The organism is Coriobacteriia bacterium (assembly GCA_013334745.1).
GTDB lineage: Bacteria > Actinomycetota > Coriobacteriia > Anaerosomatales > JAAXUF01 > JAAXWY01.
The window spans coordinates 1-14,570 of the sequence record JAAXWY010000021.1 but is presented as its reverse complement, the minus strand read 5'-3'; the positions used below and the strand labels follow the sequence as shown (position 1 = coordinate 14,570).

Below are 14,570 nucleotides of genomic sequence, written 5' to 3'. Positions count from 1 at the left end.
TGTAGCAGGCGACGAAGCGGTAGCTCAGGCATCCTCATGACGAGAATCGGGGCCGTCGTCCGCCTCATCCGATACGCCCTTGGGGAACACGACCCTCAGCAGATAGAAGACGCCCTGGCCGATGAGGACCGGCGTCGCGAAGACGGTGATGCCGGTCACCACGACCGGCACTATGCGGAACTGGCCGAGCACCACCAGCACGAGGTACACGGCTTGCGGCGCGAGGTACCACCAGCGAAGCGGGGTGGCCACGCGGCCCGCGTCCGGCCCGGCGTCATCCGCGCGTACGGCACGCGCACGGCGCACGCAGTCGAACACCACGAACGCGGCCAGTGCGCCAGCAGCGAGCAGCAGCCCGGTAGCGAGCCAGAAGACCGGCCCGCCAAGTACGTAATCGTCTCCGGGCACTAGCCGGCGACCTCGGCGAGTCGCTTCACGATGGTCGTGAAGAACGGCTGGCCATCGGTGCCGCCGGTGATCGGGTCAACGACCCTCTCGGGGTGCGGCATGAGGCCGAAGACGTTGCCGCGCTCGTTGCAGATGCCCGCGATGTCGTCGAGCGCACCGTTGGGCGCCGACCCGCCGGGAGCGGTCGAGCCGTCGGTCTCGACGTAGCGCAGCACGACCTGGCGATTGGCGTTGAGCGACGCAAGCGTCTCGGCGTCGCAGGTGAAGTTGCCTTCGTTGTGGTTGATCGGCACGCTGATGAGTGAGCCCGCCGGCGTGTCGAGCCACTGGCAGGCGCTGTCCTCGACCCGCATGGTGACCGGCTTGCAGATGAACTTCAGGCCACGGTTGCGCAAGAGGGCGCCGGGCAGCAGGTGTGCCTCGGTGAGGATCTGGAAGCCGTTGCAGATACCGAGCACGGGCCCTCCCGCGTCGGCGAAGCGCACGACTTCGGCCATGACGGGGCTGAAGCGCGCAACGGCGCCACAGCGGATGTAGTCGCCGTAGGAGAAGCCACCCGGCAGCACGATCGCGTCGAAGCCGGAGATGTCGGTGTCGCCGTGCCACACGTACTCGGCGTCGTAGCCGAGGTACTTCGTGGCCCTGATGACGTCTTGCTCACAGTTGGAACCGGGGAAGATAACGACGCCGAAGCGCATGGCTACTCCTCCACCGTCTCGATGCGGTAGTCCTCGATGACGGGGTTCGCGAGCAGCTTGTCGCACATCTCCGAGACGGTCGCCAAGTCGGCGTCGGCCTCGATGCGGATGTACTTGCCGATCTTGACCTCGTGAACGCCCTCGTAGCCGAGGTTGACCAGCGCGCGCTCGGCGGTGGCGCCTGGCGGGTCGAAGATGCCCTTCTTGTAGGTCACGTAGATCTCGTAGCGAGCCATATCTATGCGTCCTTTCCGTCAGACGTCTGCTTATCTTCCTTCGCGACCTTCTCGGGCTTGGGCGCTTTGCCCGACTTCTGCGCTTCGTAAGACGCCTTGCGCATGGGCCGCATCTTCGTCCAGTCGATGTAGAACGCATAGATGATCGCCGCGTACGCAAGTCCAAGCGTGATCGCCTGCGCGTTGCGGCTCCAGCCCGTCTTCACGTAGGCGCCCAGCGCATATGACGCGGCCGTGAGCGCGAGCCCCACGACGAGGGTGATCCACCAGATGCGGCGCGCGGCCTTGAACTCCGGGGTGTCCGGGTTCTTGAGCGCAAGCGCCGAGGTCGACTTCTTGGTCGCCGATGTACTCGACTTCGAGCTGCTGGCCGATGACTTCTTCGGCTTTGCGGCGGCGGCGGACTTGCGGGTCTTGCCTTCCGGGCTCGTGTGCTTCTGATAGCGCGGATTCGTGGGGCTGCGACGGGCCATGCGTGGGTTACGCCTTCCCTTCCGGGATGAATGTGCGTCCGGTGATCAGTTCGTAGGCCTGAATGTACTTCGCCGAGGTGGCTTCGAGTACGTCGGCGGGCAGCTTGGGCGGCGGCGGGGTCTTGTCCCAGCCACTCGCCTCAAGCCAATCACGAACAAACTGCTTGTCGAAACTGGGCTGACTCGCGCCGGGCGCGTAGGTATCAGCAGGCCAGAAGCGGCTTGAGTCGGGGGTGAGCACCTCGTCGACGAGCGTGATCTTGCCGTCGATGACGCCGAACTCGAACTTGGTGTCGGCAATGATGATGCCGCGCGTCGCCGCGTGATCGCGAGCCGCCGAGTAGACCGCGAGCGAAACGTCGCGCAGCTCGTTCGAGTCGTCCTCGCCGATGATCTCTACCATGCGCTCGAAGCTGATGTTCTCGTCGTGATCGCCGATCTCGGCCTTGGTGCTCGGCGTGAACAGTGGCGATTCGAGCCTGCTGCTCTCCACGAGACCGGCCGGCAACGGGATGCCGCACACGGTGCCGGCGCGGTTGTACTCCTTGAGGCCACTGCCTGCGAGGTAGCCACGCACGATGCACTCGACCGGGAAGACCTTGGCCTTCTTCACGAGCATGAAGCGGCCTGCAAGGTACTCCGAGTACGGCTTGAACTGCTCGGGAAGATCGGCGACGTCGGCGGAGAGCAGATGGTTCGCGGTGACCCCCGAGAGCAGCTCGAACCAGAAGAGTGAGAGTTTGGTGAGCACTTCGCCCTTGAACGGAATCGGGTCGTCGAGCACCACGTCGAACGCCGAGAGCCGGTCTGATGCGACGAGCAGGAGCGAGTCGCCGAGATCGTACAGGTCGCGGACCTTGCCCTGGGAATCGGGCGTCAGCGGAATCATCGGCACAGAGAACTCCTCCGGGATCGCGGGTCGGATAGCCGGCCCGGAGTGTGACGAAGGCGATGGGGGCGCGGCGGCTCGCCGCCATTGTAGGCGAAGCGGCCGAGTGGGGCGAGGGTGCTTCGCGCTAGAGCGTGCCCGCTCGAGGCAGGTGGAACGCGACACCCTCGTACGACCAGATACGCCTGAGCGCAGCGGTCTTGCGCAGCTCGGTGATCGCTGACTTCTTGCTCGTGAACAACGTCGTGCGCGTCTGCTTGTTGAAGAAGCGATAGATCGCGACGCTGCCGGCGGAGGCCTTGGATGCGGCCCGGAACGCGATGCCCTGATACGTCCAGATCCGCTTTCCGGCGGTGCTGCGGCGATAGTCGTAGACCGCTGTGTCGTTCGTGAACGAGTAGCGATGCGTGTCCTTGTTGTAGAAGCGATACACCGGAATCGTGCTCGCAGCCGCAACCGACGTGTCCACCGAGAACGACGTGCCCTGGTACAGCCACGTCCCCGAGTGGCTCGAAGCCAGGTGGTAGCGCTCGGTCAGCGAGGCCGTGTACAGGTACGTCCCGTTGCTGCGGTTGCGGAAACGGAACACGCGCTTGAACTGCGGACCGGTCAGCGTGCTCCCGAAGTACCCGCGGTACAGCTTCCAGAAGTTCGCGTTGCCCGTGCACCCGCGTCCGACGAGGTCGTTGTAGGGCATTCGCGTACCGATGCTGGGGTTGTAGGTGTACAGCTTGTACGTCGCAAGATTCGACGTGCGGATGTAGTAGGTGGCGTGATACGCCTTGTCGGTGGTGCTCCACTTACGGGTGCGAAGTATCGTCGCGTTCGGCGCCCGATACTCGTAGTCGTAGTAGTCGTACAGTTCGCGGGCGGCGCTGTAGTTGCGCTTCCCTACCAGCACCCACGTACTGCCGGAGACGGTCGGCGCGTACACCCAGTTCTTGATACCAGCCGTGAACAGCGGAATCGTCGAGCCGTTCTTGCCTTCGCCGTAGCCGTCCAAGAGCCTCGCCCCGTGCCACATCTGGTTGCCGAATCCCGGATAGCGGTTGGTGGCGACCTTGTTGTTGTACGGGGGATAGTCCTGCACGAGGCTACCCGGGCAGCCGGCGCCGATCGCGCGGGCCAGCGTGGTCGAACCCGGCTGCGGCTTGGTTGTAATGAGGCTCTGCTCCTTCTGGAGCATCGTGAGCATGACCTTGGGGTTGATCTTCCAGGCCTGACACGCCTCCCAGATGATCTGCGATGCCGGCTTGAGCGGCTCGCCCTTATCGGGAGTGGTGTTCACGTTGCTCACGGTCTTGGACAGCGTGATGACCTTGTCGTAGTCCCTGGTTGAGTAGGACTTGAGAATGCCGTCCTGCGACTCGAGGAACGCCTGGATCTCGGCGACGGTCATCGAATCGTAGTCGCGGAGATTGGCGTTGGAGATGACCAGTTCGGGATCGTAGTCCGTCGCGAACGCCTGCGCCGCCGTGCCAAGCGCGAGCATGCAAAAGACGATCGCGATCATGAGGAGGCGCGCGAAGGCCGAAGGGCCTGAGAGGGTCGAACGCATGCGTAACTCGATTCTCATCGGAGCCGTGGTGTGATGTGGGCTATGACGGGTTCCAGCGAGAAGTATACCGCCAAGCACCTAGCCTATGCGCGCTCCGGTGACGAAGAGCACACCGAGCAGCCCATGAATCGATGCGAGTGCAAGGATCAGGTAGGCGGCCCATTTGTGCACGACGCGATGCCGTTTGCCCAACTTGATCACGCGAGCGCCGAGCAGAACCTGGAAGAGCACCACTGCGAACAGCGCTCCGCCGCCTATCGCCAACGTTATCGCCGTGACCGGCATACCGAGAATCATCGAGTGCTCCATCCGTAGTCGTCACCTGCGAGGATACCTGAGCAAGACCGCAAGCGAGCCCTCCCCGTGAGACCCGTGCCCAAGACGGGTATCAACAAGTAACGCCGGGGAGGCGTCATGGGGAAATCGAATCACAGAACGGAACGCATCGCACTTCTGTTGTGTGTGCTTACCTTCACCGTGGTAGGCGCTCTGGGCACCACAGGGTGCGCCACTCTGGGATATGCCGGAGCCACTGGTCAGGTGCGCAGTGCAAGCAGCTCCGCGCCCGCCGAGCAGCCCCTTCAGTTCCGTGCTGCATCTGAAGCCCACTCCGAAGGTGTCATCGCCGACAACGCCCGGATCACGGCTGCCGACAGTTCCTCGCTGGGCACGAGCAGCATACGCAGCGCGGCGAGTGGGAGTGCAACCGGTGTGACGGTGAGGTGCGTCGTTCGCGCTCGCAACGAGTGAGCTGCTGGAGCGCCGCGGGCCAATCCAACCGGCCTCTGAGATTGTCAGACGATCAGGCGATCACGCCAGCGGCAACCGTATCGAGAAGACGGTACCGCCACTCACCTGGGCTCGCACTCCGATGGTGCCCCGCATCCGCTCGATGATCTCCTTGGTGACGGCGAGGCCGATGCCGATACCGCCACTTGACCGATCACGAGCGCTGTCCGCGCGCCAGAACCGCGAGAACACCTGCGTCATGTCTTCCTCGGCGATACCGATTCCGGTGTCAGCGACCTCGATGAGCGCACAGTCTCCGTCGCGAAGCACACTCACGTGCACGCTGCCGCCAGCCGGCGTGTAGCGCGCGGCGTTGGAGAGCAGGTTGCCGACGGCCTGCTGCAGGCGATCGGAGTCGATGTTGGCGAAGAGGCTGTCCTGGAAGCTCGATGTAGCGCTGACGTCACACGTCTCGAGCAGCGCGAGGTGGGCGTCGAGCGCAGCCCGGACGGGCACGGCGACGTCAATCCGCTCGCAGCGGAACACGAGCGACCCGCGCTCGAGTCGAGTCAGCTCGAGGATGCCGCCGGCGAGTCGCCCGAGCCGCACGGTCTCGTCTCGCACGATACCCAGATGCTCCTCGTCGGCAGGAAGAACGCCGTCCTGCATCGCTTCGACGGTGGCCTGGATCGCCTGAAGCGGTGTGCGCAACTCGTGCGCGACGTCGGCGGTCAGGCGTCGCTCCATCGCGCGGTCGGCCTCGATGGAGTCGGCCATCTCGTCAAACGTCTTGCCGAGGAACCCGATCTCATCATCCGCGTCCATCCGCGTCCGTGCGTCCTGGTCCCCACCACGCAAGGCCTCGGCGGTCGCGGTGATGCGCTGAATCGGCTGGACGAGCCTCCGGGAGTACAGCGCGCCGGCGATCGACGCCAAAATGATCGCGGCGATGGCGGCAATGAACAGACCCATGAACGAGCCCTGCCGAAACTGCGTGTCCCGGTCGGTCATCAGTGCGCCGCGACCGTACGCCCACACGCGTACGCTGCCGACCGTCTGTCCGTTGACCTTGATGGCCGCAGTGGCGACCGGCCCGTTGGGCCTGAGGATATTGGCTTCAGTCGCCACCAGGCTCGGCTGGATGGCGCCGCCCTGCGTGATGATGGCCTGCATGTGCTTGCGCATCGTCGCCTCGTCGTAGACGAGCATGCCGTCGACGTCGAGCACCTGCACCCCGACATTGCTCGTCTCGCCGAGCATGGGAATCTGGCTCAGCGTCTGATAGCCGAACCCGTAGGCCGGGTAGTAAGTCGCGGTGATCGTCGCGACCCCGTCCGCGAACCGCTGCAGATTGTCGCGAACGTACTCGTTGAACTGGTAGCTCCACGCAACGGAAAGCAGCGCGCCGGCGAGAATCGCGGTCAAAGCGGCGACGGTCGCGAACGCTAGCGCGAGGCGACGACCGAACGTGCGAGGCCCGCGAACGGCCTTGCGGGACGCTGGCGGCGCGCCAATCTGCTCGGGCGCCTCGCTCGCTTGCTCGGCCGAGACGGCTGCCGAGTCGACCTCAGGCATCCGCGCTCTTCGGAGCCTCAAACCGATACCCCACGCCGTGAACCGTGTAGATGAACGTGGGCTCCTTGGGGTCGTCGTCGAGCTTGGCGCGTAGATTCTTCACGTGCGAGTCGATCGTGCGCTCGTAGCCCTCGAAGTCGTAGCCGAGCACCTTTTCGACCAGCTCCATGCGCGAATACACGCGGCCCGGATAGCGCGACAGCGTGGTGAGCAACTTGAACTCACTGGCGGTCAGGTCGAGCTCCTCGCCACGAAGAAACGCCTTGTGGCCCGCGACGTCGATCTCGAGATAGTCGAACACAAGCCGATCGCGCTGCGGCTCGCTGTCGACGTGGGCCCGGCGCAGCAGCGCGCGGACGCGAGCGACGAGCTCACGCGGCGAAAATGGCTTGACCAGGTAGTCGTCGGCGCCGAGTTCGAGACCGGCGATGCGGTCCTCTTCCTCGCCCTTTGCGGTGAGCATGATGATTGGCACGTCGGACGCGTTTCGGATCTGTCGGCAGACCTCTTCGCCTGAAAGCTTAGGCAGCATGAGATCGAGCACGACGAGGTCGAAGCGGTACTTCGCGAACGAGTCGACCGCCACTTGGCCGTCTTCTGCCGGCGTGACCCAGTAGCCCTCACGCTCAAGATACGCGGCAACGGCGTCGCGAATCGTCTTCTCATCTTCGACCAACAGGATGCGGCGGGTTTCCGCAGCCATTAAGCGCCTCCTCGAGTTCGGGACACGTACGTCTGTATCCATAGCAAAGTCTACGACCAAGCCGCTCTACCAGCGGCAACTCCACCGAATCTACACCCTGCCAGCGCTCCCGGCCTCAAGGCCTCGAGCCAGCAATAGTCACTCCGCTGTCAGCTCCGATGTGCACGCCGAGCACCGCGTGGCGGCCTTGGGTATGAGGGTCAGGCAGCGTGGGCACTCGCGGTCATCGGCTTCCTCCTCCTGCTTACGGAACCGGTTCACCGACTTCACCACCAGAAACAGTGAGAACGCGACGATGACGAAGTTCAGAACCGCCGAGAGAAACGCACCGTACGTGATTGAGACGGTCGGCGTGACGTGAATCACCAGGGCATCGAGCGCGGCCTTCCCGCCCCCCACCAGTCCGATCAGCGGGTTGATCAGATTGTCCACGAACGACTTGATGATCGCCGAGAACGCCGCACCTATCACGACACCGATCGCCAGGTTCACGACGTCGCCTTTGAACGCGAACTCCTTGAACTCCTTGAACATGCGCCCTCCATTCCTCGCCTGATGGGTCTGCCTGATTGCTCAGGATGAGGGTACCCCGACCGGCGATGCTCGGCACCGTTGACACTTCGATGAACATCAAACTACTATCGGGCGACACTACTTCGACAATCATCGAATCATTGGTGGCACATGGGACTTCTCGGAGACACGGGATCGAATTCGTACGCTTCGCCGGATGACGTCGTGCGACTGTCGTCGACACTGACGTTGAGCGACACGCTGGCCCGCTGGGGATTCCGGTGGGGTATCGGCCGGATGAAGGCGCGCTTCGAGCCTGGCCTGTATCGGGTTGGCGATCCCACGCCCGACTCGCCCGTCATCGTGACCTGCAACTACCGCATGACCGTCGACCTCGTGCGACGCGACCTCGCCGGCACCGATGTCTGGCTGCTGGTGCTTGAGACGTACGGCATCAACGTGTGGTGCGCGGCCGGCAAGAAGACCTTCGGCACCGACGAGTTGGTGCGCCGCATCTTCTCCACCCACCTTGCCGAGTACGTGGGGCACGAGACCATCGTGTTGCCGCAGTTCGGGGCCGTGGGCGTCTCGGCAGATGCGGTGCGCGCGGCGACCGGATACCGCGTCGTGTGGGGCCCGGTGCGCTCGGCTGACCTGAGTGAGTTCCTTGCGGCCGGCCTCAAGGCGACCCCCGAGATGCGCGCCGTGACATTCACCGTTCCCGAGAGGCTCGCGCTGTCGCCGATGGAGCTCGTGCCCTCGCTCAAGTACGGGTTGTGGGCGATTCCGATCATGGCGGCGTTCGCAGTGCTGGGGGCGTCGATCGGTGCGCGAGGCTTCGCTTGGCAGGCCGTGCTGATGGCGCTGTTCCCGGCGACCCTCGCCTTCGCGCTGGCGGTGCTATCAGGAGCGGTCGCTGTGCCGGCTCTGCTGCCGTGGCTCCCCGGACGCGCCTTCACCATCAAGGGCGCGGTCATCGGAGCGCTGGTCGCGCTTGGCGCCCTGCTCGCGCTGCCGGGCATGCTCGGGCTGATGAGCGCATGGCAGTGGGCGGCGGTCGTGCTGGCCGTCTCGGCGACCGCGTCCTACGTCGGCGTGAACTTCACCGGCTCAACGCCGTACACTTCTCCCAGTGGAGTCGAGTTCGAGTTGCGACGGGCCATCCCCGTTCAAGTCGTGGCGCTCGGCATCGCGCTCATCTGTTGGACCGTCGCCTGGGCGACGCGGATCGGAGGCTGACATGCAGGGACTGCGCTATCTCGAGGATGCCGTGACCCTCGCTCTCGACGCCGAGAAGTGCACCGGCTGCCGACAGTGCACGCTCGTATGTCCGCACGGCGTGTTCGCGATCGGTCCCGATAAGCGCGCGTACCTCGCCGATCGCGGGGCCTGCATGGAGTGCGGCGCTTGCGCGATGAACTGCTCCTCCGGCGCGATATCGGTCGAGCCGGGCGTCGGCTGCGCAGCGGCGATCATCCACAGCTGGATCTACGGCGGTGAGCCCACGTGCGGCTGCTCGACCGAAGGCGCGTCGGCGGGTGGCTCCTGCTGCGGTGATGCCCCTGCAGCGACAGCGGCACCGAGCACCGGGTGCTGCGCGAGCGTCGGCCCGGTCATGCCGCCGGTCGAACCGCGCGAGCTCGCACCGCGTGCGGTTCCGCAGCCCTCGAGTTGCTGCAGCTCAAGCGCCGGGCCGACGACGTCGGGCGAACGGGCTGCGCCTTCTTGATAGCACCGCTCGCCGACCGGTTCGGTCGGCTCGGGTAATGCCCTTGCACTCCTAAGCCGATAGTTGGTTTGGGAGGTAGCAAAACATGATCGTTCTCGCAGTCATCGTCGCAGCACTCTGCGCCTGCTGGTTCTTGCAGGCCTTCGTCGTCGCACGCAACCTCGGGCAGATCCAGGATCTCTCGAAACTCGCACCGCCCTCGCCCGCCGTCTGGCCTCGCGTGAGCGTGATCGTGCCTGCTCGCAACGAGGCTGCCGAGATCGGCAACTCGCTGCGTTCGCGCCTCTCCGACCGCTATCCCGACCTTGAGATCGTGGTCGTCGACGACCGGTCGAGCGACGGCACCTCGCAGATTCTCGCCGACTTCGCCGCCGCGGATTCACGCATTCGCGCTGTCCGGGTCGACCTACTGCCGGATGGGTGGCTCGGCAAGGTGCACGCACTCGAGCTTGGAACCCGCGAAGCCACCGGCGACTGGCTGCTGTTCTCCGACGCCGACATTGAGATCGCGCCCGGGATGCTCGGCCGCGCGCTTGCGCACTGCGAGGCGAACGGCTTCGACCTCGTTGCGCTGGTTCCCGAGTTCCGCAGCAAGAGCGGGTTCGTCGACGTGCTGTGGGCGATCTTCGTCCGCATCATGGCGATAGCCGTCAGCCCCGACTCCGTGCGCGATCCCAACTCCAAAGCGGCGGTCGGCAGCGGCGGCTTCACGCTCGTGCGCCGCTCGGCGTTCGACCGCACTCCGGGATTCGAGTACCTGCGACTCGAGACCGCCGACGACATGGCGCTCGGCGCAATGGTCAAACGCGCCGGCGGACGCTGCGAGTACCTCAACGGCCGCGACGCGGCATCCGTAAGCATCTACGGCAGCGTGGGCGAGTTCTTCTGCGGCGTTGAGAAGAATGGCGGTACATTCGCCGGCACGCCGTTCCCACTCGTCGCGCTCGTGTTCGCGCTGTTCGGCTTGATCGAGTACTCACCGCTCTTGGCGCTGGCTCTGGGGCTCGGTGCGCAGATCACGTGGCTTATGTGGCTCGGCGTAGCGACGACCGTCGTTGCGACGTTGACGACCGGGGCCGCGCTGCACCGCAACACCGGGCTCATCTGGCCGGCGCTCCTGTGGCCGATCGGCTGGGTGCTCGTGGCCGCCGCGGTGGTGCGCAGCGCGTTTCTCGTGCGCTCGCGCGGAGGCGTCGTGTGGCGCGACACGTTCTACTCGGCGGCCGACCTGCTCGCGGCGCAGCGCTTCAAGCTGGGCTAGCGAGCCGGGACACGACCAGCCCTCGCTCAGCCGATAGGCCCGCGCGGCTCGCGCACCGGTAACGTCGCATGGCGCGCGAGGTCCGCAGCGGCCGCGCGACGCAGCCGCACGATCCGCACGATCTGAACGAGCGCCATCGCGAGCGCTCCTGCGATGGCGAGCCAACCAACAGCGTTAACGGTCCAGGCGATCTCCTCGGCGAGCATCATCGGCTTGCCCTGGAGCAGCTGCGCCCAGTCGTGCAAGCTCCCCTCCCCGCCCCACAGCTGAAGCCGCTGGTACGGTGCGTCGGCGATGTAGACGGCGGCATTGCGCGCTGAGGCGCCGGCCCACGCCAGTAGCGGTGCGGCGGCCCAGAGCTCGCGGCGGGCGAACGCGAAGTAGGCAGCCAGCCCCAGCGGAAGCGCGACCTGTGAGATCGAGCCCGCTGCTGCCGTAACGGTCCAGGGCGCCCACATGAAGACCATGTGGCCGAACTCGTGCACGCCGAAGTCGACGAACCACAGCAAGGGGACGCGCGCACCGCTTGTCGCGCTGAGCGCCCCGATCACGATCACCGCCGCCGCGCTTACCGCCCACACCCACAACCGCTCACCCGGCGGTGCGGGGGGCGGATCGGCGAGCGCTTGGCGCACGTCGATGTCGTCGACACTCACGGCAGCGGCACCAGCAACTCGGTGATCGGCTCGTCGATCTCATCGGGGCCTGTGACGTAGACCTCCCACAGGTCGCGTGCGGGATCGAGGTCGCGCTCGTCCATCCACTCCTCGATCGCGGTCCAGCCCACCGCGGTGTCGGCGTACGGGCCACGGTGCACGGCCCGCACGACCTGACACGCCGGCAGCTCGTCGAGCTCGATACCGGGCGCCGGGACGCCGTCGGCGATGACCACCGCGATTCGGATGTCGTATTCACCGTCCGCCGAGAAGTCGCGCGGGAACATCGCGATGCACTCCTCGGCGCCGACCGCGGCCCCCGATGCGATGTGCGCCGCGATCTCGTCGAATGCCTGCGCGATCACGGCCGGAGCCTCGAGTGCGCTCACTCGGCGATGCGCGATCAGCGCCATGCGCTGCGGAACGTAGCTGACACCGATGTCGTACACAGGCATGCTCCCCGGGTTCGCGGAATGGGTCGCTCGGACTGACGGGTACAGCGTAGCGCAGGGCGTGGGCACCATGTGGTGCGGCCATCGGTCGGCGGCGCATTCATCCGTGCTTCACAGACGCCGCGCGGCTGCCGATACTTGCAGCATGACAACGTACACCGAGACCGTGATCGAGCAGACACCGGAGCGCATCCGAATCGTGATGCCCACTCAGAAGGCGGGCTGTGTCGCGGCGTTCATGTCGGTGTGGCTGGTGGGCTGGCTCGCCGGCGAGACCTTCGCGCTCGTCGGCCTCGTGCGCGAGCTCCGTTCGCTGTCGGTCGGTTCGATCTTCCTGGTCGTCTGGCTCATCGGCTGGACGCTCGGCGGCGCATTCGCGATCACAGTCCTCGCGATGTCACTGGGAGGGCGCGAGATCGTGACCTTCTCCGCCTCCGAGGCCCGTCGCAGGGTCGAGGCGTTTCGCATCGGGCTCGACTGGCGCTACCCCATGGCAGATGTGACCAACGTGCGACCGACTGCGAGTTCCGGCGACAAGAAGGAGTTCATCTCCTTCGACCACAAAGGCAAGACGATCCGATTCGGAACTGGCCTGTCCGAGGAGAACGCCACGGCGGCAGTCGAAGCGGTGTGGGAGCGGTTTCCTGCGCTGATGCCGCGCGTCGAACGCGTACGCCGCGAGGAGGCTGCGGCCGATTCCGCGGCACCTACAGTCGCGCAACCATGAGCCGACGGTCCGTCATCTCGAAACCGGCTCGGCCATACGCCGTGATCGCTGCGGCGTTGTCCACCTCGATCTGAACGAACAGCGCCCGCAGGTCGAGCGCATTCGCCTCCGAGCGCATCCGTCGAACCACCCTCGACCCGTGACCTCGACTGCGATACCCGGGACGGACGAACAGATCGTTGAGGAGCCCGACACGACCCCCGTATTGCATCGAGTAGGCGGTGGTCATGACCACGTAGCCGACCGGCTCGTAGTCATCGAGCACGAGCCACACCACGCCGTGCTGCCTATCGGCAATGAGCGTCTCGAATGCTGCGTTGGCGCGTTTCGCGTCGAAAGGATGGCCGGCCTCTTCGTGGAACTCCGCCATCATCTCGATAAGCATGGGCACATCTTCGACTACAGCTCTTCGCAATTCACGTCCCCCTCGTTGCAGGCAAGCCGGTTGTCGCAACCGGACGTACACTTCTCTCTTGGGAGGGAATACCCATAACACAATCCAGCGCGTCGTCCGACGGTCAAAGTCGCCGAAAAGGAGCCTGAAATGGCAGACCCGATTCTCGCTGCAAAGAACACCACCACTCAAGTGGTCATCCTGCCGAACATGGCCAACCGGCATGGTCTGGTGGCCGGCGCGACCGGCACGGGCAAGACCGTGACCCTACAAGCATTGGCAGAGGGCTTCTCGCGGATCGGCGTGCCGGTCTTCGCGGCCGACGTGAAGGGAGACCTCGCGGGCGCAAGCCAGGCCGGCGGTGGCAACCCGAAGGTCGATGCGCGTCTCGGCGAATTGGGCATGGCCGAGGGCTGGGACACGACGCCGTGTCCGGTGCAGCTCTGGGACGTCTTCGGCGTGAAAGGTCAGCCCATCCGGGCGACCGTCAGCGAGATGGGACCGGTGCTTCTCGCCCGCATGCTGATGCTCAACGACGTCCAGGAAGGCGTGCTCAACGTCGCATTCCGGGCGGCCGACGAAGCCGGCCTCATGCTGCTCGACCTCAAGGACCTGCGCGCTGTGCTGGCGTGGGTCGGAGAGAACGCCGAGCAGCTTCAGCGCGAGTACGGCAACGTCGCCGCGACGAGTATCGGCGCGATCCAGCGCCAGCTGCTGACCCTCGAGACTCAGGGCGCCGACAAATTTTTCGGGGAGCCCGCGCTCGAGCTCGCCGACCTCATGCGCACAGATCTCTCCGGTCGCGGCTACATCAATCTGTTGGCCGCCGACACGCTCATGCAGTCCCCGCAGGCCTACGCCACGCTGCTGCTCTGGCTGCTATCCGAACTCTTCGAGCAGATGCCCGAGGTGGGCGATCTCGACAAGCCCAAGCTGGTCTTCTTCTTCGACGAGGCACACCTGCTCTTCACTGATGCACCCGCACCGCTCTTGCAGAAGATCGAGCAGGTCGTGCGGCTCATCCGCTCGAAGGGCGTGGGCATCTACTTCGTCACACAGAACCCCACCGACATTCCCGATAACGTGCTCGGGCAGCTCGGCAACAAGGTTCAGCACGCCCTTCGCGCGTTCACGCCCAAGGACCAGAAGGCCGTCACCGCGATGGCCGAGACGTTCCGACCCAACCCCGCCGTCGACGTCGCAAAGGCCGTCACCGAGCTTGGCGTGGGCGAGGCACTGTTGTCCGTGCTCGATGCGACCGGTGCGCCCACGCCCGTCGAGCGCGCGTGGATCGTGCCGCCGCACGGCCACATCGGTGCGATCGCGCCCGAGCAGCGCGCAGCTATCCGCTCCGCATCGCCTGTGGGCGCCAAGTACGACACCACTCTCGACCGAGAGAGCGCATACGAGAAGCTGCGCGCTGCTGCGGCTGCTGCCGGCCAGACACCCGTCGGAGCTCCGGCCGTTGCTGCACCGCCGGCTGCAGCCGCTCCGGTGGCGGCGGCTGCGCCCGCCACCACCGCGGGCGCTCCTGTGCCGCCGGGCAACTACCCGACAGCTCCCGCGCAG

Annotated in this window: 18 protein-coding genes; 5 read left to right on the top strand and 13 right to left on the bottom strand. The window is 65.5% G+C overall.

The annotated features are described in order from the left end of the window. Positions 1–24: 24 nt before the first annotated feature. The 10 genes from HGB10_06785 to mscL form a co-directional block, all read right to left on the bottom strand. Complete coding sequence (locus HGB10_06785; protein NTU71509.1) at positions 25–408, bottom strand: hypothetical protein; 384 nt, start codon at positions 406–408, stop codon at positions 25–27. Beyond that, positions 408–1,106 (bottom strand): phosphoribosylformylglycinamidine synthase subunit PurQ, encoded by a 699-nt coding sequence (gene purQ, locus HGB10_06780; GenBank protein NTU71508.1) that lies wholly within the window; start codon positions 1,104–1,106, stop codon positions 408–410. Before purQ ends, HGB10_06785 begins: the two co-directional genes overlap by 1 nt. 2 nt (positions 1,107–1,108) lie before the next feature. Further along, positions 1,109–1,342 carry a phosphoribosylformylglycinamidine synthase subunit PurS gene (gene purS / locus HGB10_06775; GenBank protein NTU71507.1) on the bottom strand — a complete coding sequence of 78 codons (234 nt, stop codon included), beginning with the start codon at positions 1,340–1,342 and terminating at the stop codon, positions 1,109–1,111. Between the two features lie 2 nt (positions 1,343–1,344). After that, positions 1,345–1,815: a DUF418 domain-containing protein gene (locus HGB10_06770; protein NTU71506.1), complete on the bottom strand. Its 471-nt coding sequence runs from the start codon at positions 1,813–1,815 to the stop codon at positions 1,345–1,347. A 7-nt stretch (positions 1,816–1,822) separates the two neighbouring features. Then, positions 1,823–2,704: a phosphoribosylaminoimidazolesuccinocarboxamide synthase gene (locus tag HGB10_06765; GenBank protein ID NTU71505.1), complete on the bottom strand. Its 882-nt coding sequence runs from the start codon at positions 2,702–2,704 to the stop codon at positions 1,823–1,825. Positions 2,705–2,831: 127 nt separating this feature from the next. Continuing rightward, positions 2,832–4,262, bottom strand: a complete 1,431-nt coding sequence (locus HGB10_06760) for a hypothetical protein (protein ID NTU71504.1) — start codon at positions 4,260–4,262, stop codon at positions 2,832–2,834. A 78-nt stretch (positions 4,263–4,340) separates the two neighbouring features. Continuing rightward, positions 4,341–4,559: a hypothetical protein gene (locus tag HGB10_06755; protein NTU71503.1), complete on the bottom strand. Its 219-nt coding sequence runs from the start codon at positions 4,557–4,559 to the stop codon at positions 4,341–4,343. Positions 4,560–5,072: 513 nt separating this feature from the next. Further along, positions 5,073–6,566 carry a HAMP domain-containing histidine kinase gene (locus HGB10_06750; GenBank protein ID NTU71502.1) on the bottom strand — a complete coding sequence of 498 codons (1,494 nt, stop codon included), beginning with the start codon at positions 6,564–6,566 and terminating at the stop codon, positions 5,073–5,075. Further along, positions 6,559–7,269 carry a response regulator transcription factor gene (locus HGB10_06745; protein NTU71501.1) on the bottom strand — a complete coding sequence of 237 codons (711 nt, stop codon included), beginning with the start codon at positions 7,267–7,269 and terminating at the stop codon, positions 6,559–6,561. The genes HGB10_06750 and HGB10_06745 overlap by 8 nt, the downstream gene beginning before the upstream one ends. Before the next feature lie 138 nt (positions 7,270–7,407). Further along, positions 7,408–7,803: a large conductance mechanosensitive channel protein MscL gene (gene mscL, locus HGB10_06740; protein NTU71500.1), complete on the bottom strand. Its 396-nt coding sequence runs from the start codon at positions 7,801–7,803 to the stop codon at positions 7,408–7,410. Positions 7,804–7,953: 150 nt separating this feature from the next. On the opposite strand from mscL, the gene HGB10_06735 reads away from it, so the two are divergent. The 3 genes from HGB10_06735 (at position 7,954) to HGB10_06725 (ending at position 10,772) form a co-directional block, all read left to right on the top strand. Then, on the top strand, positions 7,954–9,021 hold the full coding sequence (locus tag HGB10_06735) for an acetyl-CoA synthase subunit gamma (GenBank protein ID NTU71499.1): 1,068 nt from the start codon (positions 7,954–7,956) through the stop codon (positions 9,019–9,021). Position 9,022: 1 nt separating this feature from the next. Then, positions 9,023–9,511, top strand: coding sequence for a ferredoxin family protein (locus HGB10_06730; GenBank protein NTU71498.1), 489 nt, complete (start codon positions 9,023–9,025; stop codon positions 9,509–9,511). Positions 9,512–9,596: 85 nt separating this feature from the next. Continuing rightward, a complete protein-coding gene (locus tag HGB10_06725) occupies positions 9,597–10,772 on the top strand; it encodes a glycosyltransferase (protein NTU71497.1) in 1,176 nt (391 codons plus the stop codon). Positions 10,773–10,798: 26 nt separating this feature from the next. Here the strand turns inward: HGB10_06725 and HGB10_06720 are convergent, their stop codons facing one another. Together HGB10_06720 and HGB10_06715 are read right to left on the bottom strand one after the other, a co-directional pair. Next, positions 10,799–11,428: a hypothetical protein gene (locus tag HGB10_06720; GenBank protein ID NTU71496.1), complete on the bottom strand. Its 630-nt coding sequence runs from the start codon at positions 11,426–11,428 to the stop codon at positions 10,799–10,801. Continuing rightward, a complete protein-coding gene (locus tag HGB10_06715; protein ID NTU71495.1) occupies positions 11,425–11,877 on the bottom strand; it encodes a GyrI-like domain-containing protein in 453 nt (150 codons plus the stop codon). The genes HGB10_06720 and HGB10_06715 overlap by 4 nt, the downstream gene beginning before the upstream one ends. A 148-nt stretch (positions 11,878–12,025) precedes the next feature. Here HGB10_06715 and HGB10_06710 point away from each other — a divergent pair, with 148 nt between their 5' ends. Continuing rightward, complete coding sequence (locus tag HGB10_06710) at positions 12,026–12,607, top strand: hypothetical protein (protein NTU71494.1); 582 nt, start codon at positions 12,026–12,028, stop codon at positions 12,605–12,607. On the opposite strand, the gene HGB10_06705 is transcribed toward HGB10_06710, so the two are convergent. After that, a complete protein-coding gene (locus HGB10_06705; GenBank protein NTU71493.1) occupies positions 12,588–12,992 on the bottom strand; it encodes a GNAT family N-acetyltransferase in 405 nt (134 codons plus the stop codon). The two genes, HGB10_06710 and HGB10_06705, sit on opposite strands and share 20 nt — an antisense overlap. A gap of 159 nt (positions 12,993–13,151) precedes the next feature. On the opposite strand from HGB10_06705, the gene HGB10_06700 reads away from it, so the two are divergent. Further along, positions 13,152–14,570: DUF853 family protein (locus HGB10_06700; protein NTU71492.1), on the top strand; the 1,419-nt coding region annotated here is incomplete at its 3' end.